The sequence below is a fragment of the Stenotrophomonas acidaminiphila genome, from assembly GCF_001431595.1.
Lineage (GTDB): Bacteria > Pseudomonadota > Gammaproteobacteria > Xanthomonadales > Xanthomonadaceae > Stenotrophomonas > Stenotrophomonas acidaminiphila.
On the sequence record NZ_LDJO01000004.1, the window covers coordinates 21465 to 46451 of the forward strand.

Here is a 24987-nt window from a genome sequence, read left to right on the forward strand (position 1 = left end):
GCTCGCTGGAATGAAAAAAGGGGCCGAAGCCCCTCTTTTCAACGACTTACAGACGTCAGTAGAAGTCTGTAGATCATAACTTGGAGCGGGAAACGAGACTCGAACTCGCGACCTCAACCTTGGCAAGGTTGCGCTCTACCAACTGAGCTATTCCCGCTTGGGAGGCGAAATTCTACATGCAATCGCCTACCTGTCAACAGCCCTGTTTCATCTTTTTTTTGCCTGCGAGCGCGCGGCGATTTCGTCCTCGCGCAGGCTCGGCCAGGCGGCTCGCAGGTACTGCACCGCCGACACCAGCGTCAGCATCGCGGCGATCGCCAGCATCCAGTCGCCGATGTGGAATATCGGCCCGCCCATCCAGATGTCGGTCACCGGCGTGTTGGGCGATACCGAGTACAGCAGGCACAACAGCGCGATCATCTGCGCGGTGGTCTTGATCTTGCCGATCATCGCCACGCGCACCTTGGCGCGCTGGCCGATCTCGGCCATCCATTCGCGCAACGCGGACACCGCGATCTCGCGGCCGACGATCACCGCGGCCCAGAACGCCATCCATGCGGTCGGATGGCCCTGCACGATCAGGAACAGTGCCACCGCGACCATCAGCTTGTCCGCCACCGGATCGAGGAAGGCGCCGAACGCCGAATGCATCTGGTAGCGGCGCGCGACCCAGCCATCGAGCCAGTCGGTGATCGCCGCCAGCCCGAACACCGCGGCGGAGGCGAAGTTCGTCCACGTGTACGGGAGGTAGAACACCAGCACCAGCACCGGGATCATCACGATCCGCAGCAACGTCAGCCAGGTGGGTACGGTCAGGGTCATTACAGCTTTACTCCGCTGCCGGATCCGGGATCGACAGTCCGTGAAGGTTAGCGTAGATGCGCGTTGCAAGGGCGGCATTGATGCCTTCCACGCGTGCGATCTCGGCCTCACCGGCCGCTTTCAGGCCGGCCAGTCCACCGAAATGCTTGAGCAGGCTGGCGCGGCGTCGCGGACCGATGCCGGGAATATCCTCCAGCCGGCTGGTCATGCGCGTCTTCTGCCGGCGTCCACGGTGCCCGGTGATCGCGAAACGGTGCGCTTCGTCACGCACCTGCTGGATGAACTGCAGCGCCGGCGATGCCGCGCCCGGGCGGATCTCGCGCCCATCGGGCAACACCAGCGCCTCGTGGCCGGCGCGGCGCTCGACGCCCTTGGCGACCCCAACCAGCAGCACGCCCTCGACACCAAGGTCGGCCAGCGCGGCCTGCGCCTGCGCCAGCTGCCCGGCGCCGCCATCGATCAGCAGCACGTCCGGCAATGCCGGCAGGTCGCCGCTGCGCGGCGTGGCGCGGGGACGCCTGCCGTCGCCGGAGTCGGCATCTGCCGCCTGCATCTGCTCCATCTCCAGCGCGCGCCGGAACCTGCGGTCGATGGCCTGGCGCATCGCCGCATAATCGTCGCCGGGCTCGATGCCGCTGATGTTGTAGCGCCGGTACTGCGCGCGCACCGGGCCGGCCGCGTCGAACACCACGCAGGACGCCACCGTGGCCTCGCCCATGGTGTGGCTGATATCGAAACACTCCACGCGCCGGACCGGTTCGGCCAAGCCCAGCATCTGCCGCACCGCCTCGCTGCGCGCATGCTGCGCGCCGCGGCTGTCCAGTTCGCTGACCAGACTGATCTGCGCGTTGCGGCTGGCGAGTTCGATGTAGCCGGCACGCTCGCCGCGCACGTTCCACTTCAGCACGACCTTGCGCTCGGCAGCCGTGGCCAGCGCCGCTTCGATCATTTCGGCATCGGGAATCTCGCGGTCCAGCAGCACTTCCGGCGGCGGCGCATGCTCGGCGTAGTACTGCGACACGAACGCGGCCAGCACTTCCTCGGCGCTGTCCTCGCCGTTGGTACGCGGGAAGAAGGCGCGCGTGCCGAGGTTGCGGCCATCGCGGAAGGCCAGCAGCAGCACGCAGGCGCTTGCGCCCTGCATGGCGCAGGCCAGCACGTCCAGGTCGGCGGCGCGGCCGTCCACGTACTGCCGGTTCTGCATGCTGCGCAGCGACGCGACCAGGTCGCGCAGGCGCGCGGCGCGCTCGAACTCAAGGGCGTCGCTGGCCTGCTGCATCGCCTGCATCAGTTCGTCGGCCAGCTGGTCGCTGCGGCCTTCGAGGAACAACGCCGCGCGCCGCACCGATTCGTCGTACTCGGCCTGCGCCACGAGTTCCACGCAGGGCGCGCTGCAGCGGCCGATCTGGTACTGCAGGCACGGCCGCGAGCGGTTGCGGAACACGCTGTCCTCGCAGCTGCGCAGCTTGAACAGCTTGTGCATCAGGTTCAGGGTCTCGCGCACGGCGCCCACGCCCGGATACGGGCCGTAGTAGCGTCCGGGCATCGAGCGCGGGCCGCGATGCAGCGCGATGCGCGGCCATTGCTCGCGGGTGAGCAGCACCTGCGGATAGGTCTTGTCGTCGCGCAGGGAGACGTTGTAGCGCGGCGCCAGCGACTTGATCAACTGGTTCTCCAGCAGCAGCGCCTCGGCCTCGGTGCGGGTGACGGTCACGTCCATCCGCGCCACCTGCGAGAGCATCATCATGATGCGCCGGCTCTTCGGCGAGCCGTTGAAGTAGCTGCCCACGCGCTTGCGCAGCGCGCCGGCCTTGCCGACGTACAACAGGGTGTCGTCGGCCGCATACATGCGGTAGACGCCCGGCGCCGTGCTCAGCGCCGCCGCATACGCCTTGCCGTCGAACCCGCTTGTCGCCGTGTCGCTCATTCCTCGATCGGCACGTGGCCCAGTTCGCCGCTGACCGGGTCGAAACGCAGGATCGCATGGGCATCGGTCTCGGCGATCCATACCGCGCCCGCGGCCACCGCCAGCGCGGCCGGGCCGTGCAGGCGCCGCGGCAGGTTGACCGTGGTCAGGTCGCCACCGCCCAGGCGCAGCATGCGCAGGCACCCGTTGCCGGCGTCGGCGATCCACAGCAGCGGCGACTCGCTGCCCATCGCGATGGCCTGCGGATACTGCAGGTGCGCGCGGGCGCGCGAGCCGTCGGCATTGCCGAACTCCCACGGCCCCTGCCCTACCAGCGTCTGCACCACATCACCACGCAGCTGCACCGAACGGATCGCCGAACCCAGCGCGTCGCAGACGTACAGCACCTGCTGCACCGCCACCACGCTGCAGGGCTGGGCGAATGCCGCCAGGTGGCCACCGCCGTCGCGCACTTCCACCGCGCCCGCGCCTGCACGCCAGCGCAGCGAGCGGATGCCCAGGTCATAACTCCAGACATGGTTGTCGCCGGCCATGGCGATGTGCAGCTGGTTGTCGGCGATGGCGATGTCCAGCGGGTGGTTCAGCGGGCTGTCCCAGGGCTGCGAGAGCACGCCGGCGACCGGATCACCGGCGCGCCCGGTGCCGCACAGGGTGTCGACCTGCCCGCTCGGCAGGTGGATGCGACGCACGGCGTGGTTGCCGGTGTCCGCGACGTAAAGCACCTCGCGCTCGAGCGCCAGCCCATGCGGCCGGTTGAATGCACAATCGGCTGCCGGCCCGTTCACCAGGTCCGCACTGCCGACGCCGAACTGGCGCAGCACGCGACCGCCGTGGGTGCATTCGAGGATGCGGTGATGGCCGGTATCGGCGACATAAAGCCGGTCGGCGCTGGCCGCCAGGCCTGCGGGAAAGCGCAGCGGCAGGCGCGGTTCCACGTTGGTTTCCGCAACCGGGCGCAGGTCCTCGTCACGTGGCTGCGCCAGCCCTTCGCACAGGGCGTTTAGGCTGCGCTCCAGGTCGCCTGCCGCGCCCACCAGGCGCTCGCGCTCCTGGCCCTGGGCATCGAGCAGCAGCAGGGTCGGCCATGCCTCGATGCCGAAACGTCGCCATGCCTCCCATTGCGCGTCCAGCAGGATCGGCGCGGTGACGCCGTGCCGGCGCAGCAGCTTCAGCGCCGGTTGCGGTTCACGCTCGAAATCGAAGCGCGGCACCTGCACCACCAGCAGCTGCAGGCGCCCGGGGTTGCGGGCCTGCCACTGCAGTACTTCGAGCAGCCGCTGCACGCACCAGACCGAGGCGGCATTGACGAAGGCCAGCACCAGTGGACGGCCGGCGTGGTCCTGCAACGTGGACGGCGCCGCATTGAGCCAGATGCCGGACTTGGGAAGATCCATCGCAGGCTGAGCGTTCATGGGCCGATTATGCCGGAGTCGGGCCGCGCCGACAGGCGCCTGACCACCGCCTCGGCCGCCGCTTCCAGCAGCGACCAGCTGTGCTCGAAATCCGCATCGCCGCCGTAATAGGGGTCCGGCACCGTGCTGGCGTGGGTGATGCCGGCCCAGGGCAGCAGCAACGCGGCCTTGCCGCGCGCCTGCGGGGGCGCCAGCGCCAGGGCCTCGTCCAGGTTGTCCGGGTCCGCGCACAGGATGTGGTCGAACCGCAGGAAGTCGTCGGACTGCAGCTGGCGCGCACGCAGCCCGGAAATATCCACGCCGTGGCGCCGGGCGCAGGCCACCGCCCGTGGGTCCGGTGCCTTGCCACGGTGCCAGCCGGCGGTGCCGGCCGAGTCCACCTCCACCCGCCCGGCCAGCGGCGAGCGCTCGATCCGCGCGCGCAGGGCGCCCTCGCCCATCGGCGAACGGCAGATGTTGCCCAAGCACACCACCAGCAGCTTCAACGCACGGTCTCCAGCAGCACGGCCGCGCGCGCGAGATCTTCCGGGGTATCGATGCCCGGCGGGAACGGCTCGGGCGACAGCGCGACGGCGATGCGGAAGCCGGCCTCCAGCACGCGCAGCTGCTCCAGCGATTCGATCTGCTCCAGCGTGCCCGGCGCCATCGCGGCGAACTGCTGCAGGAAACCGGCGCGGTAGCCGTAGATGCCGATATGGCGCAGCCATTGCGCCTGCGCCAGCTGCGCCGTGGAACGGGCGAAGGCATCGCGGTGCCAGGGGATCGGCGCGCGGCTGAAGTAAAGCGCGTCGCCCTGGGCGTTCCGCACCAGCTTGACCACATTGGGATCGAACAGGGTCGCGGCGTTCTCCACCGGGGTGGCCAGGGTCGCCATCGGCGCACCGCTGGCCGCCAGCGTCGCGGCCACGGCGCGGATGCCCGCTGCCGGCGCGAACGGCTCGTCGCCCTGCAGGTTGACCACGATGGCCTGCTCGTCCCAGCCGGCGTGGCGCGCGCATTCGGCCAGCCGGTCCGTGCCCGAGGCGTGGTCATCGCGGGTCATCGCCACGCATATGCCGTCCAGGCCATCGAGCGCATCGGCGATCCGCCGGTCGTCGGTCGCCACCCACACCTCGCGCGCGCCGGCCGCCAGGGCGCGCCGCGCCACGTGCACCACCATCGGCTGCCCGGCCAGCAAGGCCAGCGGCTTGCCCGGCAGGCGGGTGGACGCATGACGCGCCGGGATCGCCACCACGAACTCAGGAACCACGTTCATCTGCACTCCTTGCCCGCTGCGGGCAACACTTGATGGTCCCTCACCGCGCGATGGCCGCATGGCCACGCAGGGAAGGAAATCCGCGGTGAGGATAAAGGCTGGAACCGTCGCGACGCACGGCCGCGTGGCCAGGTTTCGACCGGGTTCGCATTTGCCCTGCACGCCGGGTCCGCGGCAGCCTCCCACGCACTGCCGGCAGGCACGCCCGCGGCGCGGCCATCACGCCCGCGCCAGCTTGCCCAGCCGGTCCAGCAGCGCGACCCAGAATGCCGCGGGCAACTCGGCCTGCAACGGCACCGCGTAGTGCCAGTCGGTGGCGAACGCCCTGCACTTCACCGCGTCCTTCTCGGTCATCAGTACCGGCAGCTCGCTGCCGAAGGACAGGTCCGATGCCTGGTAGCGATGGTGGTCGGCGAACGCATGCGGGACCACGCCGATGCCGCGCGCGCGCAGCATCTGGAAGAAGCGCTGTGGATGCGCGATGCCGGCAACGGCGTGCACCCGTTGCCCGGAGAATCCATGCAGCGGGCGTTCGCGCCCCCCCCGCAGCGGGCGGGCGCTGTCGATGCGCAGGCGCATCGTCCATTCGCCGAACCCGGACCCTGGCGGCACCTGCCCGGCATCGCTGGCCTGGCCCAGGTTGACCACCCGGAAATCGCAGTCGCGCGCCCGTGCCGCCGGCTCGCGCAGGGGGCCGGCCGGCATCAGCAGGCCATTGCCGTAGCGCCGTTGCGCGTCGACCACTTCGATCTCGATGTCGCGCGCCAGCCGGTAATGCTGCAGGCCGTCGTCGCAGACCACCACGTCGCAGCCAGCCGCGAGCAGTGCCCGTGCCGCGGCGACGCGGTCGCGGTCCACGCGTACCGGTACGCCGGTCTTCCAGGCGATCAGCACCGGTTCGTCGCCCCCCAGGCCGGGCGCCAGGTCCGGGGTGACCCAGCGGGCGGTGCCAGCCTCGTCGCGGCCGTAGCCGCGACTGGCCACGCCCGGCTTCCAGCCGGCCTCGCGCAGGCGCTCAACCAGCGCGATGGTCAACGGTGTCTTGCCGGTGCCGCCGGCGGTGATGTTGCCGACCACGATCACCGGCACCGGCACCTGCCGGCTGCGCAGCCAGCCGCGGCGATAGAGCCCGCGGCGCAGGCCGGCGACGGCGCCGTACAGCGGCGCCAGCAGGCGCGCCGTCCACGGCACCGGGGCGCCGTCATACCACCATGGCGGCGTCTGCGTTCCCTTGCCGGCCATCAGACCTGCCTTTCCCGGAACTGCATCCGGTAGAGGTGCTCGTAAAGCCCACCCAGCGCCAACAGCTCCTGGTGGGTACCGCGTTCGACGATCCGCCCCTGGTCCATCACCAGCACCTGGTCGGCGTGTTCGATGGTGGACAGGCGGTGCGCGATCACCAGCGTGGTGCGGTCGGGCATCAGCCGCTGCAGGGCATCCTGCACCAGCCGTTCGGACTCGTTGTCCAGCGCCGCGGTGGCTTCGTCCAGGATCAGGATCGGCGCATCCTTGAGCATGGCGCGGGCGATCGCCAGGCGCTGGCGCTGTCCGCCGGACAGACGCCCGCCCTTGGCCCCGACCTGGGCGTCCACGCCCTGCGGCAGCTGCTCGACGAACTCACGCGCATTGGCACCGACGATGGCCTGCTGCAGCCGTTCGGCATTGCTGTCCTGCAGTTCGCCGTAGGCGATGTTCTGGGCGATGCTGCCATCGAACAGCACCACCTGCTGGCCGACCAGCGCGATCTGCCGGCGCAGGTCGGCCAGGCGGTATTCCTGTACCGGGTGGCCATCGAGCAGGATCTGCCCGGATTCGGGCTCGTAGAAGCGCGGAATCAGCTTGATCAGGGTGGACTTGCCGCTGCCCGAACGCCCGACGATAGCGGTCACCGTGCCCGGGCGCGCGACGAAACTGACGCCTTCCATCGCCGGCCGCGCCTGCCCCGGGTAGCGCGCGGTGACGTCGCGGAACTCCAGCAGCCCTTCGGCCCGCTGCAGGCCCCGCGTGCCGGTGTCCGGCTCGTCCGCGGCATCGAGCACCACGAACAGGCGCTGCGCCGAGGCGATCCCGCGCTGGGTCATGTTCTGCACGTTGGTCAGCTGTTTTAGCGCGGGGATGATCGTCATCATCGCCAGCATCATCGAGACGAAGTCGCCCACCGACAGGCGCCCTGCGGCGGCCTCGTGCCCGGCGATCAACAACAACGCCGCCAGGCCCACCGCACCGATCAGCTGCACCATGGCCGAGGAGATGCTGCGCGTGGCTTCCACCTTCATCGCCAGCTTCAGGTTGGTATCGGCCAGCGCGCCGTAGCGGTCCAGCTCGCTGCGCTGCGCACCGTAGATCTTCACTTCCTGGTGGCTGGACAGGGTCTGGTCCGCGGCCTGCAGCAGCTCCGCCCCGCTCTCCTGGATGCGGTGGCTGATGCGCCGGTAGCGCTTGGCCACCTTGTTCATCACCCATGCCAGTGGCGGTGCAAGCACGAAGATCGCCAGCGTCACCTGCCAGCTGTACCACAGCATCGCCGCCAGCGAGACCAGCACCTGCAGGGACTGCTGCAGGACCACCTTCATCGCATCGACCGCGGCCTGCGCCACCTGGTCGCTGTCCGAGCCCAGCCGCACCAGCATCGACGGCACCGGCTCGTTGTCGAACTGCAAACCGGGCAGGCGCAGGTACTTGCCCAACACGCGCACGCGCAGGTCGCGGGCGATGCTGCGCGCGGCCTTGCCCATGCCGATGTCGGTCAGGTATCCGGCGACGCCGCGCAGCAGGAACAGGCCGATGATGGCCAGCGGCATCCACCAGTTGATGTCCTTGGGATTCACCAGGTTGTTGGTGATCGGACTCATGAGCATCAGGAAGCCGCCACCGGCGGCCGCTTCGATCAGCATGCCCAGCGCGGCCATCATCAACAGCCCGCGATAGGGCTGTGCGAAAACCAGCAGGCGCCGGTAGGTCTGCCAGGGGGTCTCGTTCGTGCTCATCGCTGCACCTCCGGCGCGGTCGCGATGGCGATGCGGCGGAAGCCGAGCTGCCCCAGCGCATCCTGCACCGTCACCACGGCCTGGTACGGCGTGCGCGCGTCGGCGCGCAGCAGCACGGTCTGCCCGCGGTCATCGCCGGCAACCTGGACGATGGTCCGCTTCACCGATTCCACGTCGGTGCGCAGCACCTCGCGGTCGTTGATGAAATAGCGGCCATCGGCGTTGACCAGCACGCTGAGCGAGCGCGGCGGCTCGGCATTGCGCTGGTCGCTGGCGGTGGGCAGCTGCACCTGCAGGGTGGAGCGCGCGTCGAAGGTGGTGGTGACCACGAAGAAGATGATCAGCACCAGGATCACATCGATCAGCGGCACCAGATCGATATGCGGCTCTTCCTGGGCCCGGTCGTTGCGGATGCGCATGCGGGGTCAGGCCTTGGCCACTGCCGCTGCCTGCGGAGCCGGCTTGGCGGCGGCCATCACCGCCGGGCGGCCGTCGAGGGTATCCAGCAGCGCGCCGGCCTCGTGCTCCATCTCGATCACGTAACCGTCGACGCGCGCGCGGAAATAGCGGTGGAACATCAGCGCCGGGATCGCCACGATCATGCCGGTGGCGGTGCATACCAGCGCCTTGCCGATGCCGCCGGCCAGCTGGTTCACGTCGCCCACGCCATGGTCGAGGATGCCCAGGAACATCTGGATCATGCCGATCACCGTACCCAACAGGCCGAGCAGCGGGCCGGCCGAGGCGATGGTGCCCAGCGCGTTGAGATAGCGGCCCATCCGATGCACCAGGTGGCGACCGGTGTCCTCGATGCGCTCGCGGATCTGGTCGCGCGGACGGTTGCGGGCTTCCAGCGCCGCGGCCAGCAGCGCGCCGAGCGGCGAGTTCGCGCGCAGCGATTCGATGTGGGAAGCATCCAGCTTGCCGCGCGCCGCCCAGTTGCGGACTTCCTGCCCCAGCCCCGGCGGCAGCACCTCGTTACGCCGCAGGCTCCAGAAGCGCTCCAGGACAATCGCCAAAGCCAGTACGCCCAACAGCAGCAGCGGCACCATCGGCCAACCGCCGGCCTTGACCAGTTCCCACACGTTTCAACCCTCCGGCACGACGGCCGTGTTTTCATCCTCCGATAGGATAACAGCCGACCGCGCCCGCCCAGCAGCATCCCACAGGCGACGCCGCCATGGCCGGCGCTCGCGCACCTGCAGGCCCTGCGCCCCCAGCCAGACCCTGACTGCGCCACTGGCGGGCGTCGCCAGCACCTCGGCTCCCGCCGCGCGCCAGCGCTCGACCACCTCCGCCCGGGGATGGCCAAAGCGGTTGCCATGGCCGGCCGACACCAGCACCAGGCGCGCCTGCGTGGCCGATACGAACCCCGGCAGCGACGAGCCGGCGCTGCCATGGTGAGGGGCCACCACCACCTCGGCCCGCAGCGACGGCCGCTGCCGCCGCACCAGTCCGTTCTCGATGACCTCGCCGATGTCGCCCGCCAGCAGCACCGCGCCATGTGCCGACCCGACCCTGAGCACGCAGCTGGACTCGTTGCCCAGGTAGGGAAAGCCGGTGTGCGGATGCAGGTACTCGAACTGTACGCCGTCCCACTGCCAGCGCAGGCCCTTGCCGCAGTGGCGGGCCGCCAGCGCCGGGCGCATGCCCGGGGGAGCATGCCAGTCCATGACCGGTACCGCCCTGCGCACGGCCTCGGCACCGCCGGCATGGTCGTTGTCGCCATGGCTGACCACCACGGCATCGAGCCGGCTCACCCCCAGCGCCCGCAGCGCCGGCACCACCACCCGCTCGCCGGCGTCGAAGCCATCGCGCACCGCCGGCCCGGCGTCATAGAGCAGGCGGTGGTCGCGGGTGCGTACCAGGACCGACAACCCCTGCCCCACGTCGAGCAGCACCAGCTCCACCTCGCCATGCCGTGGAAGCTCGCGTACCGGCCACAGCAATGGCAACCACAGCAGCAGCGCCAGCGCCTTGCCCGGAACCGCGCGCGGGAGCAGCAGCCACGCCGCACCGGCCAGGGCCAGGGGCAGCGCCATGCCGGCGGCCTCGGGCAGCCACCACAACGCGAAGCGGCTGCCCCCCAGCCACGACAGCGCTGGCCAGCTCAGTTCGAAGCACCAGGCCGATGCACGCCACGGCCAGTTGCCGGCACCGGGCACCACCGCCTCCAGTCCCGTTCCAAGCAGGGCCAGTGGCACTACCACCAGGCTCCACCACGGGATCGCCAGCAGATTCGCCAGCGGCCCGGCGAGCGATGCCTGGTCGAACAGCACCGCGGTGAGCGGCAGCAGCCCCACGGTGGCCACCGCCTGGGCGGACAGGAAGCCACGCAACCAGTGCAGGCGCTCGGGCAGGCACCCGGCCAGCCAAGCCACGCCGGCGAAGCTCAACCAGAACCCGGCCGTCAGCATCGCCAGCGGGTCCCAGCCCAGCACCAGCAGGGCGGCCAGCGCCAGCGCACCGGTCACGCTGGCCGGGCGACGCCCCAGCCTGGCCAGCGCGATCACCGCCACCATCAGCACCGTGCGCACCGTCGGCAGGGCGAAACCAGCCACCGCCGCGTAGCCCGCGGCCCCGGCCACCGCGGCGACGGCCGCGGCATGGGAGCGGGGACAGCAACGTCCCAACCATGGCAACAGCCACCACACCGCGGATGCGGCCACGGCGATGAAGCCCGCTACCATGCCGACGTGAAAGCCGGAAATCGCGATCAGGTGGGTCAGGCCGGTGGCACGGAGCATGTGCCAGTCGCCATCGTCCAGCGCCCGGGTATCGCCGACCGCAAGGGCCCGCACATAGCGCGAGGCGGGAGTACCGATGGCCACGTCGATCCGCCCGGCGATGCGTTCGCGCCAGGCATCGATTCCGGCCGGGGGCGCCAGTTGCCGCGCATCGCGCCTCAGCACCCATCCGGTGGCGACGATCCGTCGCGCCAGTGCGTTGCGCTCGGCATCGGCGCCACCGGGATTGGCGAGCCCACGCGGGGCGCGCACCCGCACCTGGAACCGCCAGCGCGAGCCGGCACGCAGGGCCAGCCGCGGCCCGGGCCGCACGCTGCCGAAATCGTCATACCAGGCCAGCTGCAGCAGCCGCCCGCGCACCGCGTCAGGCTGGGCAGCGTCGCCGTCGACCCGGAAGCGGAAACGTGTCCGCCGGGGCTCCACCTCGGGCAGCGACACCACGGTGCCGGCGATGGCAACCACGCCGCGCTCCAGCGCCGGTGGCAACTGCGCCTGCAGCGCCCAGCCGGCCTGCAGCGCGGCCCAGCCGGCACCGGCCAGCAACGCACCACTCCAGGGCACGCGGCTGCCCACCCAGAGCACCAACCCGGCCAGCAGCGCGGCCCAGCGCAACCAGGGAAGCGGCAGCGCCGGCATCCACAGCACCATGCCGATGCCGGCCAGGAAGCAGGCCGCGACGGCCTTGCCCAGCAACGGGCACGCCACCGGTCCGCCCGTCCATCGCCACATCGCGGCCAGGCCGAAGCCGGGTCGTTCCCGCATCGCCCGCCCCTTTCCGTCAACCCGCCTCCATGCTGCCCGGGCGCCGGCAGCATCGCTGTAGGCAGGTCACGCACCCGCGGCGCGGGAAATGCCGCGCCGATGGCCAGCGTCTCCTTCCAGCCACTTCGCGGCAGACGGTGCAGAGAAATGCCAGCGCCGACGATCGCGCAAAAGAAAAGCGGGCCATAGGCCCGCTTTCCGGATGCAGCACAGGTACCCGGGCTTACTCGGCCGGGGTGCCCTCGCCTTCCTCGACAGCCTTCATCGACAGGCGGATGCGGCCCTGCTTGTCCACTTCCAGCACCTTGACCTTGACCACGTCGCCTTCCTTCAGCTTGTCGCCGACCTTCTCGACGCGCTCGCTGGAGATCTGCGAGACGTGCACCAGGCCGTCCTTGCCCGGCAGGATGGTGACGAACGCACCGAAGTCCATGATCTTGGCGACCTTGCCTTCGTAGATGCGGCCCGGCTCGACGTCGGAGGTGATCTGCTCGATGCGGCGCTTGGCTTCCTGCGCGGCGGCGTTGTTCACCGAGGCGATGGTGATGGTGCCGTCGTCCTGGATGTCGATCTGGGTGCCGGTTTCCTTGGTGATCGCCTGGATCACCGAACCACCCTTGCCGATCACTTCGCGGATCTTGTCCGGGTGGATCTTGATGGTCAGCAGGCGCGGCGCATAATCGCTCAGCTCTTCGCGCGGCGCGGTCAGCGCCTTGGCCATCTCGCCGAGGATGTGCAGACGGCCGGCCTTGGCCTGCTCCAGCGCCTGCTTCATGATCTCTTCGGTGATGCCTTCGATCTTGATGTCCATCTGCAGCGCGGACACGCCTTCGGAGGTACCGGCGACCTTGAAGTCCATGTCGCCCAGGTGGTCTTCGTCACCCAGGATGTCGCTCAGCACGACGAAACGGTCGTCTTCCTTCACCAGGCCCATGGCGATGCCCGCCACCGGCGCCTTGACCGGCACGCCGGCATCCATCAGCGCCAGCGAGGAGCCGCACACCGAGGCCATCGACGAGGAGCCATTGGACTCGGTGATCTCCGACACCACGCGGATGGTGTACGGGAATTCCTCGATGGTCGGCATCACCGCCAGCACGCCGCGCTTGGCGAGGCGGCCGTGGCCGATCTCGCGACGCTTCGGCGCGCCGAAACGGCCGCACTCGCCCACCGAGTACGGCGGGAAGTTGTAATGGAACAGGAAGTTTTCCTTGTACTCGCCGGAGACGGCATCGATGATCTGGCCGTCGCGGGCGGTGCCCAGGGTGGTGACCACGATCGCCTGGGTCTCGCCGCGGGTGAACAGCGACGAACCATGGGTGCGCGGCAGCACGCCGGCCTTCACGCTGATCGGACGCACGGTGTCCAGGGCGCGGCCGTCGATGCGGACCTTGGTGTCCAGCACCGAATCACGCATGGTGCGGTACTCGAGCTCGCCGAACTCCTTGGACAGTTCGGCCGGGTTCCAGCCCTCGGCGGCGACGCGGCCGGCCAGCTGCTCGGTCACGTCCTTCTTGATCGCGGCGATGGCGTCGCGGCGCTGCAGCTTGTCGCGCACCTGGAAGGCTTCGGCCAGCTTGCTGCCGACGGCTTCCTTGAGCGCCGAGATCAGCGCTTCGTTCTTGGCCGGGGCGACCCAGTCGCTCGGCTTGGTGCCGGCTTCGACGGTCAGCTCGTTGATCGCGTTGATGACCTTCTGCATCTCGCGGTGACCGAAGGTCACGGCGCCCAGCATCACGTCCTCGGACAGCAGCGCGGCCTCGGACTCGACCATCAGCACGGCATTGGCGGTACCGGCCACGACCAGTTCCAGCTGCGATTCCTTCAGTTCCGACACGGTCGGATTGAGGATGTACTCGCCGTTCTTGTAGCCGACCTTGGCGGCGCCGATCGGGCCCTTGAACGGAGTGCCGGCCAGCGCCAGCGCCGCCGAGGCACCGATCAGGGCCGGGATGTCGCCGTCCACTTCCGGGTTCAGCGACATCACCGTGGCGATGATCTGCACTTCGTTCTTGTAGTCTTCCGGGAACAGCGGACGGATCGGACGGTCGATCAGGCGCGAGATCAGCGTTTCCTTCTCCGTGGCGCGGCCTTCGCGCTTGAAGAAGCCACCCGGGATGCGGCCACCGGCGTAGAACTTTTCCTGGTAATCAACGGTCAGCGGGAAGAAGTCCTGGCCTTCGCGCGCGCTCTTGGCGGCGACGGCAGTGACCAGCAGCACGGTGTCGTCCATCTTGACGATGACGGCGCCGCTGGCCTGGCGGGCGATCTCGCCGGTCTCAAGCGTGACGGTGTGCTTGCCGTACTGGAAGGTTTTGGTGATTTTTGCCACGGAGGGTGTCCTTGGGGATGCTGTCTGCGAATGGACCGTCGGCGACCCTTGTCACCGGCGGGCGGCCGGTTGTTCCGGCCCTGGAAATGCTACTGAACTGCAAAAACAAAACCGCGGCGCATCGCTGCGCCGCGGGGGGATTGTTGCTTAGCGACGCAGGCCAAGCTTTTCGATCAGGCCCTTGTAGCGCTCGACGTCCTTCTTCTTCAGGTAGTCGAGCAGGCTGCGGCGGCGGTTGACCAGTTGCAGCAGGCCGCGGCGGCTGTGGTGATCCTTCTTGTGCTGCTTGAAGTGCTCGGTCAGCTGCTCGATGCGGGCGGTCAGCAGGGCCACCTGGACTTCCGGCGAACCGGTGTCGTTGGCGCCGCGCTTGTTGTCTTCAATAACTTTCTGGGTGTCGATCGACATGATGTTTTCTCTGGATGCGTGGCCGGCAGGAACGTGCTGTTGACGCACCGCGCAGCTCGCCGTTTAAGGAATTCGGCCCGCCGACGGCGGACCGGTGCCCGGCAAAGGGCCGCAGAATTGTAACGATCCGCGCCTGCGGCCACAAGGCGCAACCTGTATCCGACCCCGCCGGGGGCACCCGGTCAGAGATTGAAACGGCGCTGCGGCGCCAGCATGCCGGCCGCGTCCACCTGCCCCAGCCCCAGGGCCTTGCCGTCGTCGGCGAACACCGCCACCAGCCCGCCCGGCCACGCAGGGTCGCGCAGGCGCTGGCCCATGCAGAAGCGCTGCGCGCGCGGGGCATCCAGTTCGACCCGGCCGAAATGGCTCAACCCGGCCTCCAGCGGCAGCAGCCATTGCAGCAGGGCCGCGTCGTCCCCGGCTTCGGCCAGCTCACGCAGCGCGTCCAGGCCGATCATCCGCGGCGTCAGGAACGGCTCCACCCACAACCGGCGCAGTGTGGTGATGTGCGCGCCGCAGCCCAGCGCTTCGCCCAGGTCGCGGGCGATGCTGCGGATATAGGTGCCCGAGCCGCAGGTCACGCGCAGCCGCAGCCATTCAGGTTGCTGTTCCAGGATCTCGATCGACTGCACGTGGACATCGCGCTCCGGCGCCTCGATGGCGTCGCCGCGGCGCGCCTTCACGTACAGCGGCTCGCCGCCCTGCTTCAGCGCCGAGTAGATCGGGGCGCGCTGGCGGATGTGCCCGGTCAGCGGCTCCAGTGCCTGGCGCAGCGCCTGCGCGTCGAGGGCCGGCACCGGACGCTGCCGCAACACGGTGCCGTCGGCATCGTCGGTGTCGGTGGTCGTGCCCAGCGCGATCTGCGCGTCATAGGCCTTGGCCGAGCCCAGCAGCAGGCCGGCGATCTTGGTCGCCTCGCCGAAGCACAATGGCAGCAGCCCGGTGGCCAGCGGATCGAGACTGCCGGTATGCCCGCCCTTCTCCGCACGGAACAGCCGCCGCGCCACCTGCAGCGCGGTGTTGGAGCTCATGCCGGCGGGCTTGTCGAGCAGGACGATGCCGTCCAGGCGGCGGAATTGGATACGGGGACGCATTGGGGTGCCTTGCTCTGCCTTGTTGCTGCGGTTGCAGTTGCCTTTCGGCCTTTGATCTTAGGGCTTCCTTCCGCGGCGACGGAGCCAGCGGGGAAACCGCGGGGCGGGACGCAGGGATGGCGCCGGCTTTCGAAGGGAACCGGGACGTCTCGGCGAAAATCCCATCGGCGGAGTGGGCCCGCGGCGCGCAGCGCGTCGGGCACGCTGGCAGGGCGTGTTTGCCAGCCATCGGCAATTGCGAAGCGCCGCTCTGGATCACATCTTCCTTGCACGGGCAAAGCGAAGTAATCCCGGGCCGGGGAGTGGAATCAGCCGCTTTCGCCTCGGGCGACCCTTGCCGGGAAGCGCTGCGCGGTTCGCCGTCGCCCGCTTCGCCCGCCCCTCCCTCCGGCGAACATTTCCCGCCGGGAGAAGACACGTGCTCGAACGCTCAGGCTTTCTCGCCTTCCTCGTCGCCAGCACCGGACTGCGCGGACTGCACATCCGGCAGGTCGCGCAGCAGGTTGTCGATGCGCTCGCCGCGGTCCACCGAATCATCGTAGTGGAAGTGCAGTTCCGGCACGTGGCGCAGCTTCATCGCCCGGGCCAGGCCCATGCGCAGCTCGCCGGCCAGCTCGCGCAGGCCCTTGACCGCCTCGAGCGAACGCTCCGGCATCAACGCGGTGACGAACACCTTGGCATGGGCCATGTCGCGGGTGACCTCCACATCCGAAACGCTGACCGACGGCAGCCCGTGCTCACGCACGGCGGCATGCACCAGCGTGCCCAGATCACGGCGGATCTGCGCGGAAACTCGGTCGGTACGGTGGAAAGTCTTGGGCACGGAATCTCGCTCGTCTGGTTGTTGCGGGGGAAACGCGGCCGGCCCGCGTCGCGCGGACCGGCCGGTACTGCGTCGTTACAGGGTGCGCGGCACTTCGATGCGCTCGAAGCACTCGATCTGGTCGCCCGCCTTGACGTCGTTGTAGGCCTTCACGCCGATACCGCACTCGGTACCGTTGCGGACCTCGTCCACGTTCTCCTTGAAGCGGCGCAGCGATTCCAGTTCGCCCTCGAACACCACCACGCTGTCGCGCAGCACGCGGATCGGCTTGTTCCGCTTGACCACGCCCTCGACCACCATGCAGCCGGCGACCGCGCCGAACTTGGAGCTGCGGAACACGTCGCGGACCTCGGCGATACCGATGATCTCTTCGCGGATCTCCACGCCCAGCAGGCCCGAAGCCACCTGCTTCACCTGGTCGATCACGTCATAGATGATCGAGAAGTAGCGCAGGTCGACGCCGTTGGATTCGATGATGCGACGGGCCGAAGCATCCGCACGCACGTTGAAGCCGATGACCGTGGCCTTGGAGGCCACCGCCGAGTTGGCGTCGGATTCGGTGATGCCGCCCACGCCGGAGTGGATCACGTTGATCCGGATCTCGTCGTTGGACAGGCCCACCAGCGACTGGCTCAGCGCCTGCACGGAGCCCTGGACGTCGGCCTTGATCAGCAGGTTCAGCACCTGCTGGCCTTCGCCCTTGCCCATCTGCGCCATGATGTCTTCCATGCGGCTGCCGGCACTGGCGACCAGGCGCGATTCGCGGCGCTTGGTCTCGCGCTGCTGCGCCACGTCCTTGGCCAGGCGTTCGTCGTCGACGACCACGAAGTCGTCGCCGGCATCCGGCACGCCGGACAGGCCCAGCACCTGCACCGGGATCGACGGGCCGGCCTCGGCCACCTGGCGACCGGTTTCGTCGAACAGCGCACGCACGCGGCCGTACTGGATGCCGCACACTAGGTAGTCGCCCTTCTTGAGCTGACCCTGCTGCACCAGCACCGTCGCGACCGGGCCACGGCCCTTGTCCAGCGAGGATTCGATGACCACGCCGTTGGCGCGGCCTTCGGCCACGGCCTTCAGTTCCAGCACTTCGGCCTGCAGCGAAATCGCATCCAGCAGGTCGTCGATGCCCTGGCCGGTCTTGGCCGAGATCTCGACCATCTGCGTGTCGCCACCGAAGTCCTCGGCCACGACCTGCTCGGCGAGTAGTTCGTTCTTGACCCGCATCGGATCCGCCGACGACTTGTCGATCTTGTTGATCGCCACCACGATCGGCGCATTGGCCGCACGGGCGTGCTGGATGGCTTCGCGGGTCTGCGGCATGACGCCGTCGTCGGCCGCCACCACCACCACCACCACGTCGGTCAGCTGCGCGCCACGGGCACGCATCGAGGTGAACGCGGCATGGCCGGGGGTGTCGAGGAAGCTGATCACGCCCTTGGGCGTTTCCACGTGGTACGCGCCGATGTGCTGGGTGATGCCGCCGGCCTCGCCGTTGGCGACCTTGGTGCGGCGGATGTAATCCAGCAGCGAGGTCTTGCCGTGGTCGACGTGGCCCATGATGGTGACCACCGGCGGACGCGGCACGGCGTCGCCCTGGTGGGAATCAGTGATGGCCAGCAGCGCGTCCTCGGCATCGTTGTTGCCGGCGCGCACGACCTTGTGGCCGAGCTCTTCGGTCACCAGCGCCGCGGTGTCGTGGTCGATGGACTGGGTGATGGTCGCCATGACGCCCATCTTGAACAGCGCCTTGACCACTTCGCCGCCCTTCAGCGCCAGCTTCTGCGCCAGATCGGCCACGGTGATGGTGTCGCCGATGGCGACCTCGCGCACCACCGGTGCGGTCGGACGCTCGAAGCCGTGGCTGCCGCCACCGCCGCGCGACTGCTCGGCGCCACGACGGCCCTGCGGCGCGCGTGCGCCCGGGCGGCCACGGGAATTGCTGTTGTTGCCGCCGCGGCGGGCGCGGTCGGACGGCGACAGGTGCAGCTGGCCGCCGAAGCGGTTGCCGCCGTTGTCGTCGGACGACTGCGGGCCGCGCGACTTGCTGCCCGGCTTGGCATGCGCGGCACGATCGTCGCGCACGGCGTGCGGACGGCTCGGCGACGGCGCATGGCGCACGTTCTTCACCACCGGCTCCTCGTCTTCGTCCTCGGCGGCGCGGGCCGGCGCCTGGGGGGCCTGCGCGGCCTCCTCGGCTGCCTTGCGCTCGGCCTCGGCACGCAGCCGCTCGGCCTCCTCGGCCGCCTTCTGCCTGGCGATTTCCTCGTCGCGCGCGCGGTCCTTCTCGGCCAGCATGCGCTGCTCGTCGAGGTTGCGCTGGCGCGACTCCTCGAGCTTGCGCAGGATCTCGGCGCGCTCGGCATCGGCATCCATCGGCGCGCCGGCGGCCGGCTTGACGTAGGTGCGCTTCTGGCGCACTTCGACGTTGACCGTGGTCTTGCTGCGGCCGGCGTTGACCGTCACTTCCTGCTGCGTGCGGCGGCTCAGGGTGATCTTCTTCGGCGCGGCGTCAGCCTCGTCGGCGACCTGCTCGTCCTTGCCGTGGGAACGGCGAAGGAAACCGAGCAGCTTCACTTTCTCGGCACTGGTCACGACCTGGTCGGGACCGCTGAACTTCATGCCGGCCTTGGCCAGCTGTTCCAGCAGTTTCTCCACCGGCGTGTTGACCAGTTGGGCGAGCTTGCGGATGGTGGTTTGCTGCGACATTCGGATCCTATGATCTTGTTGGCGCCCCCTCGATACGGACGAAGGCAGCGCGGAGTCTACGCCCTGAGCGGCTCAGGGCCCTGTTCATCGCTGGCTCATTCGCCGCGCTCCAGACGGGCGATCTCCTCGGCGCGGGCTGCCAGGACCAGCGCCGCGGCGCGCTCCAGGTCCATGCCCTCGATGCCGAACTCCAGGACTTCGTCGGCCGCCAGGTCCGACAGGTCCTCGCTGGTGCGCACGCCGTTTCCGGCCAGCGCGTAGGCCGTGGCCTCGTCCATGCCCGGCAGCGCCAGCAGGTCGGCGGTCGGCACGCCTTCCTCGGCGCCCTCCTCCACCGCCAGCGCCTCGTTGAGCAGCGCGTCGCGGGCACGGGCGCGCAGTTCCTCGACGATGTCCTCGTCGAAGCCCTCCACGGCCAGTAGCTCGCCGATCGGCACGTAGGCGATTTCCTCGACGGTGCTGAAACCCTCGCTGACCAGGATGCCGGCGATTTCCTCGTCCACTTCCAGCTTGTCCATGAACAGCTGGCGGGCGACGGCCTGCTCGGCCTCGGACTTGGCGGTGACCTGGTCCTGGGTCATCACGTTGAGCTGCCAGCCGGTCAGGCGGCTGGCCAGGCGCACGTTCTGGCCGCCCTTGCCGATGGCCTGGGCCAGGCGCTCTTCGGCCACGGCCAGGTCCATCGAGTGCTTCTCCTCATCGACGATGATGGACTGCACTTCGGCCGGCGCCATCGCATTGATGACGAAGTTGGCCGGGTTCTCGTTCCACAGCACGATGTCCACGCGCTCGCCGTTGAGCTCGTTGCTCACCGCCTGCACGCGCGAACCGCGCATGCCGATGCAGGCGCCGATCGGATCGGTGCGGCTGTCGTGGGCGATGACCGCGATCTTGGCGCGGTCACCCGGGTCGCGGGCGCAGGCCTTGATCTCGACCAGGCCCTGGCCGACTTCCGGCACTTCCAGCTTGAACAGCTCGATCATGAACTCGGGCGCGGCGCGGCTGATGAACAGCTGCGGGCCACGCGGCTCCGAGCGCACTTCGGCCAGGTAGCCGCGCACGCGGTCGCCGGCGCGCAGCACGTCGCGCGGGATGCCCTTGTCCTTCGGGATGAAGGCCTCGGCGTTGCCGCCCAGGTCGACGTAGATGTTGCCGCGCTCGGCGCGCTTGACCACGCCGGTCACCAGCTCGCCGACGCGATCCTTCCACGCATCCACGACCTGCTGGCGCTCGGCTTCGCGCACGCGCTGCACGATCACCTGCTTGGCGGCCTGCGCGGCGATGCGACCAAAATCCGGGTTCTCGATCTGTTCCTCGATGTAGTCGCCGACCTCGACGCCATCGGCCTCGTCGATCGCGTCCATCAGGCGGATCTGGCGGTCCGGCGATTCCATCACCACGTCGTCGGCCACGACTTCCCAGCGACGGAAAGTCTCGTAGCTGCCGTCCTTGTGGTCGATCGAAACGCGCGCGAGCACGTCCTGGTCCACATAGCGCTTCTTGGCCGCGGAGGCGAGCGCCGCCTCGATCGCATCGAAGATCACTTCGCGCGGCACGCCTTTCTCATTGGCGACCGCGTCGACTACCAGCAGAAGTTCCTTGCTCATCGGCTTACTCCGCGCGCGGCTTTCGGGCCGCGGTTTCGTTATTGGATTTGTTCCTGGCCGCGCTCCCCTGCCTGGGGGCCGGACCGGTCGGTTTGGTCGGAGCCAGGCCAAGCGCGGCCCAGTCCGGAATGATGCGCGCCTTGTCGATGTTGTCGAAGGCCGCCACGAACGGCTTGCCATCGACCACGAAGGTCACGGTGCCGGCATCGGCGTCCACCGCGGCGATCTCGCCCTGCAGGCGGCGCCGGTTCTCCTGCGGCAGCTTCAGGCCGACCTTGGCGGACTCGCCCAGGTGGCGCTCGAACTGCTCCAGCGTGAACAGCGGCCGGTCCACGCCCGGGGAGGACACTTCCAGCGTGTAGTTGCCGCTGATCGGATCCTCGACATCCAGCTGCGCGGAGACCTCGCGACTCACCCGCTCGCAGTCGTCGATGTTGACCACGCGCTCGGGCTGCTCGGCCAGCGGCACGTCGATGTACAGACGCAGCGTGGCGCCGCCCGGCGCCGGCAGATACTCGGCGCCCAGCAGATCCAGGCCCAACGCCTGCACGGTGGGGCCCAGCAGATTCGCGATTTCAGTAGCCTTGTCGCTCACAGCCTGCCTTGATTTGGTAATGGGTAAACGGGAAAAACCGGCCGGACTTTTCGTTTTGCGGAAACAACAAAGGGCCCGACTGGGCCCTTTGTCCGGTATGAATCCGGTGACTGGATTCCGGTTGCAGGAACGGAAGCAATCGTTCCTGCGAGCCCAGATTCAGCCTTCGACAACAGATGTTGAAGAAGGCCGGAACTGGTAGCGGGGGCAGGATTTGAACCTGCGACCTTCGGGTTATGAGCCCGACGAGCTGCCAGACTGCTCCACCCCGCAGCAGAAGCGGAATTATGAAGTAATTGGACCGTTACCGCAAGTCTTTTTTACTTCATTGTTTCAGGAAATCCGGGGATTCCGCTGAAACCCGGAACGTTCCACGTTCCGGCTGGCCATCCCTGGATGGCCTGGCGATACCGGCTTGCCGGCACCGCCATCAACTCAGTGCGCGCATATTACATGAATCGCGCCGTTTTGTATCGCTTTTTATGACAAATGAGCAAATGCATTGCGCATCCAGGCCAGCAGCGGCCCCAGGGCAACCGGCAGCACCAGCAGGGCCACGCAATTCACGCCCAGCACGATGCCCAGGAGACGGTCATTGTTGCGCGGCAGCGGCTCGCCCACCGGCTCGTCGAAGTACATGACCTTGACCACGCGCAGGTAGTAGAAGCAGCCCACCACCGCACTCATGACGCCCAGGATCACCAGCCACAGCAGGCCACCGTTGACCGCGGCGCCCAGCACCGCCAGCTTGGCCCAGAAGCCCAGGAACGGCGGGATGCCGGCCAGCGAGAACATGGCGCACAGCATGAGCCCGGCCATCCACGGATTGCGTGCATTCAGGCCCTTGAAGTCGTCGATGCTCTCGGCCTCGAAGCCGGAGCGCGACAGCGCGACGATCACGCCGAAAGCGGCGGTGGACATGATCGCGTAGGCCACGGCGTAGAACATCGCCGAGGAGTACCCGGCGGCGCCACCGCCGGCCACGCCCATCAGCAGGAAGCCGATGTGCGAGACGGTCGAATAGGCCAGCATGCGCTTGAGGTTGACCTGGGCGATGGCCATCAGGTTGCCCACCACCAGCGACAGCGCGGCAAGGCCGGCGAGCACGTACTGCAGTTCGGCCGACAGCGGGCCGACACCGGCTTCGAGCAGGCGGTAGGCCATGCCGAACGCAGCCAGCTTCGGCGCCGAGCTGATGAACAGCGCGATCGGTGCCGGCGCGCCCTGGTAGACGTCCGGCAGCCACATGTGGAACGGTGCGGCGCCGAGCTTGAAGGCGACGCCGGCGACCATGAACACCGCGCCGGTCAGCAGCAGCACGCGCTCGTCCGAATGCGCGGCGGCGGCGTGGATCACGTCAAGGTGCAGCGAACCGGTGGCACCGTAGACCAGCGACATGCCGTACAGCAGCAGGCCCGAGGCCAGCGAGCCGAGCACGATGTACTTCATGCCCGCTTCGGCGGCCAGCTTGTTGTCGCGGTTGCTGGCCACCAGCGCATACGAGCACAGCGCCAGCAGTTCCAGCCCCAGGTAGACCATCAGCAGGCTGCCGGCGGAGACCAGCAGCATCATGCCCGCGGTGGCGAACAGGACCAGCACCGCGATCTCGCCCTGGTACAGGTTGCGCTCGCGCAGGTAGCTCCACCCATAGATCAGGGTCAGGCCGCTGACCAGCACCACCACCGTCTTCATGACGTCGGCGGCGTTGTCGCGGATGAACATGCCATGGAATACCTCGCCCTGCCCGCCCACGCCGCCAAGCAGCATGGCGAAAGCAACGGCAAGGATCGCGACCGACAGGAAGTGGGTCCAGACCTTGTGGCGGTTGCTGATGAACAGATCGAGGATCAGCAGGGCGAAGGCCCCGCCGATCACCACCAGTTCTGGCAGCAACGGCGGGAGGTCGGCGGCGGTCAACGGCAGTAGCGTCGGCGTTGTCATCATCAAATCCTGGAATCAATACTCTCGACGGGGCCGCTTACAGCAGCTTGCTCGATGCGATCTGCATCGCCAGCTTGGCGATGGAGGGCTCCATCAGTTCGGTCAGCGGCCGCGGGTACAGGCCCAGTGCCAGCGTACCGATGGCGAACACGCCCAGCACCAGCCATTCACGCCCGTTGATGTCCTTCATCCCGGCCACGTGGGCGTTGCCCACCTCGCCGAAGAACACGCGCTTGTACAGCCACAGCGAATACGCCGCGCCGATGATCAGCGTGGTGGCCGCACCCAGCGCCACCAGCGGCTCCCACTGGAAGCTGGCCAGCACCACCATGAACTCGCCCACGAAACCGCTGGTGCCCGGCAGGCCGGAGTTGGCCATGAAGAACAGCAGCGCGAACGCGGCGAACCAGGGCATCACGTTGGCCACGCCGCCGTAGTCGGCGATGCGGCGGGTATGCAGCCGGTCGTAGAGCACGCCGATGCAGGAGAACATCGCGCCCGACACGAAGCCGTGCGAGACCATCTGCACCATCGCGCCCTGCAGGCCCAGGCGGGCGGCGTCGGCGTTGCCCGCCTCGCGCACCAGCCACAGCGCGGTGAACGTACCCAGGGTCACGAAGCCCATGTGCGCGATCGACGAATACGCCACCAGCTTCTTCATGTCGTCCTGCACCAGCGCCACCAGGCCGACGTAGATCACCGCCACCAGCGACAGCGCGATCACCAGCCAGGCCCACTCGTGGCTGGCATCGGGCACGATCGGCAGGTTGAAGCGCAGGAAGCCGTAGCCACCGATCTTCAGCGCGATCGCGGCCAGGATCACCGAGCCGGCGGTCGGCGCTTCCACGTGGGCGTCCGGCAGCCAGGTATGCACCGGGAACATCGGCACCTTGACCGCGAAGGCGATCAGGAACGCGAAGAACACCCAGGTCTGCTCCCTGGCCGACAGCTGCAGCTGGTACAGGTCGGCCAGCTGGAAGCTGCCGCCCTTGATGTACAGGTAGATCAGCGCCACCAGCATCAGCACCGAGCCGAGGAAGGTGTACAGGAAGAACTTCAGCGCGGCATAGATGCGGCGCGGGCCGCCCCAGACACCGATGATCAGGAACATCGGGATCAGCATGGCTTCGAAGAACACGTAGAACAGCATCGCGTCGGTGGCGGCGAAGATGCCCACCGTCACGCCTTCCAGGATCAGGAAGGCGGCCACGTACTGGTTCACGCGCTTGTCGATCACGCCCCAGGCGCCGATCAGCGCCAGCACGCCCACCAGGGTGGTCAGCAGCACCAGCGCGATGGCGATGCCGTCCACCGCCAGGTTGTAGCCGATGCCGTAGGCGGGAATCCACGGATGCTGCTCGACGAACTGCATCACGTCGGCTGCGGTGCGGTCATAGCCGCTGAGCAGGCCGAGGCTCAACAGGAAGGTGAGCAGTGCCACCGCCAGGGATGCCCAACGGGCAGCCTGGGCGTTGCGCACGGCAAGAATCAACGCACCGCCGAGGATCGGCAGCCAGATGAGGATACTGAGTAGGGGCCAGTTCGACACGTCTTCTTATTCCGTAC

The 24987-nt window shown here is 68.5% G+C and carries 18 protein-coding genes, 2 tRNA genes and 1 pseudogene; all 21 read right to left on the reverse strand.

All coding sequences use genetic code 11. The annotated features are described in order from the left end of the window. Window positions 1-81: 81 nt before the first annotated feature. The 21 genes and pseudogenes from ABB33_RS00540 to ABB33_RS00640 all read right to left on the reverse strand — a co-directional run bounded on the left by ABB33_RS00540 (window position 82) and on the right by ABB33_RS00640 (window position 24970). Window positions 82-157, reverse strand: a tRNA-Gly gene (locus ABB33_RS00540). Between the two features lie 50 nt (window positions 158-207). Then, complete coding sequence (pgsA, locus tag ABB33_RS00545; RefSeq protein WP_054664925.1) at window positions 208-822, reverse strand: CDP-diacylglycerol--glycerol-3-phosphate 3-phosphatidyltransferase; 615 nt, start codon at window positions 820-822, stop codon at window positions 208-210. 7 nt (window positions 823-829) lie between these two features. After that, the gene (uvrC, locus tag ABB33_RS00550) at window positions 830-2749 is read right to left on the reverse strand and encodes an excinuclease ABC subunit UvrC (protein WP_056930780.1); all 1920 of its coding nucleotides are present in this window, start codon (window positions 2747-2749) and stop codon (window positions 830-832) included. Beyond that, window positions 2746-4161 (reverse strand): hypothetical protein, encoded by a 1416-nt coding sequence (locus ABB33_RS00555; protein WP_056930781.1) that lies wholly within the window; start codon window positions 4159-4161, stop codon window positions 2746-2748. The genes uvrC and ABB33_RS00555 overlap by 4 nt, the downstream gene beginning before the upstream one ends. Continuing rightward, window positions 4158-4646, reverse strand: a complete 489-nt coding sequence (locus ABB33_RS00560; protein ID WP_054664917.1) for a low molecular weight protein-tyrosine-phosphatase — start codon at window positions 4644-4646, stop codon at window positions 4158-4160. Before ABB33_RS00560 ends, ABB33_RS00555 begins: the two co-directional genes overlap by 4 nt. Continuing rightward, window positions 4643-5416 carry a 3-deoxy-manno-octulosonate cytidylyltransferase gene (gene kdsB, locus ABB33_RS00565; RefSeq protein ID WP_056930782.1) on the reverse strand — a complete coding sequence of 258 codons (774 nt, stop codon included), beginning with the start codon at window positions 5414-5416 and terminating at the stop codon, window positions 4643-4645. The genes ABB33_RS00560 and kdsB overlap by 4 nt, the downstream gene beginning before the upstream one ends. Before the next feature lie 219 nt (window positions 5417-5635). Then, the gene (lpxK, locus tag ABB33_RS00570) at window positions 5636-6658 is read right to left on the reverse strand and encodes a tetraacyldisaccharide 4'-kinase (RefSeq protein WP_056930783.1); all 1023 of its coding nucleotides are present in this window, start codon (window positions 6656-6658) and stop codon (window positions 5636-5638) included. Beyond that, window positions 6658-8403 (reverse strand): lipid A export permease/ATP-binding protein MsbA, encoded by a 1746-nt coding sequence (gene msbA / locus ABB33_RS00575; RefSeq protein ID WP_056930784.1) that lies wholly within the window; start codon window positions 8401-8403, stop codon window positions 6658-6660. Before msbA ends, lpxK begins: the two co-directional genes overlap by 1 nt. Then, window positions 8400-8822 (reverse strand): ExbD/TolR family protein, encoded by a 423-nt coding sequence (locus ABB33_RS00580; protein ID WP_054664904.1) that lies wholly within the window; start codon window positions 8820-8822, stop codon window positions 8400-8402. Before ABB33_RS00580 ends, msbA begins: the two co-directional genes overlap by 4 nt. A 6-nt stretch (window positions 8823-8828) precedes the next feature. Continuing rightward, window positions 8829-9488 carry a MotA/TolQ/ExbB proton channel family protein gene (locus tag ABB33_RS00585; protein WP_056930785.1) on the reverse strand — a complete coding sequence of 220 codons (660 nt, stop codon included), beginning with the start codon at window positions 9486-9488 and terminating at the stop codon, window positions 8829-8831. Next, window positions 9382-11879: pseudogene (locus ABB33_RS00590) on the reverse strand (DNA internalization-related competence protein ComEC/Rec2). The gene ABB33_RS00585 and the pseudogene ABB33_RS00590 overlap by 107 nt, the downstream one beginning before the upstream one ends. Before the next feature lie 256 nt (window positions 11880-12135). Continuing rightward, window positions 12136-14244: a polyribonucleotide nucleotidyltransferase gene (gene pnp, locus ABB33_RS00595; protein ID WP_056930786.1), complete on the reverse strand. Its 2109-nt coding sequence runs from the start codon at window positions 14242-14244 to the stop codon at window positions 12136-12138. Window positions 14245-14391: 147 nt separating this feature from the next. After that, on the reverse strand, window positions 14392-14652 hold the full coding sequence (gene rpsO / locus ABB33_RS00600) for a 30S ribosomal protein S15 (RefSeq protein ID WP_054664895.1): 261 nt from the start codon (window positions 14650-14652) through the stop codon (window positions 14392-14394). A gap of 182 nt (window positions 14653-14834) precedes the next feature. Further along, window positions 14835-15746, reverse strand: coding sequence for a tRNA pseudouridine(55) synthase TruB (gene truB, locus ABB33_RS00605; protein WP_056930787.1), 912 nt, complete (start codon window positions 15744-15746; stop codon window positions 14835-14837). Between the two features lie 430 nt (window positions 15747-16176). Then, window positions 16177-16569, reverse strand: a complete 393-nt coding sequence (gene rbfA / locus ABB33_RS00610; RefSeq protein ID WP_054664889.1) for a 30S ribosome-binding factor RbfA — start codon at window positions 16567-16569, stop codon at window positions 16177-16179. 75 nt (window positions 16570-16644) lie between these two features. Then, on the reverse strand, window positions 16645-19278 hold the full coding sequence (gene infB, locus ABB33_RS00615) for a translation initiation factor IF-2 (protein WP_056930788.1): 2634 nt from the start codon (window positions 19276-19278) through the stop codon (window positions 16645-16647). A 95-nt stretch (window positions 19279-19373) separates the two neighbouring features. Then, complete coding sequence (nusA, locus tag ABB33_RS00620) at window positions 19374-20885, reverse strand: transcription termination factor NusA (protein WP_054664885.1); 1512 nt, start codon at window positions 20883-20885, stop codon at window positions 19374-19376. Between the two features lie 4 nt (window positions 20886-20889). Next, the gene (gene rimP / locus ABB33_RS00625; RefSeq protein WP_054664883.1) at window positions 20890-21480 is read right to left on the reverse strand and encodes a ribosome maturation factor RimP; all 591 of its coding nucleotides are present in this window, start codon (window positions 21478-21480) and stop codon (window positions 20890-20892) included. A gap of 196 nt (window positions 21481-21676) precedes the next feature. Further along, window positions 21677-21753 (reverse strand) — tRNA-Met (locus ABB33_RS00630). A gap of 207 nt (window positions 21754-21960) precedes the next feature. Next, complete coding sequence (gene nuoN, locus ABB33_RS00635; protein ID WP_054668646.1) at window positions 21961-23421, reverse strand: NADH-quinone oxidoreductase subunit NuoN; 1461 nt, start codon at window positions 23419-23421, stop codon at window positions 21961-21963. A gap of 37 nt (window positions 23422-23458) precedes the next feature. After that, window positions 23459-24970, reverse strand: coding sequence for an NADH-quinone oxidoreductase subunit M (locus ABB33_RS00640; RefSeq protein WP_054664880.1), 1512 nt, complete (start codon window positions 24968-24970; stop codon window positions 23459-23461). Between the last annotated feature and the right edge of the window lie 17 nt (window positions 24971-24987).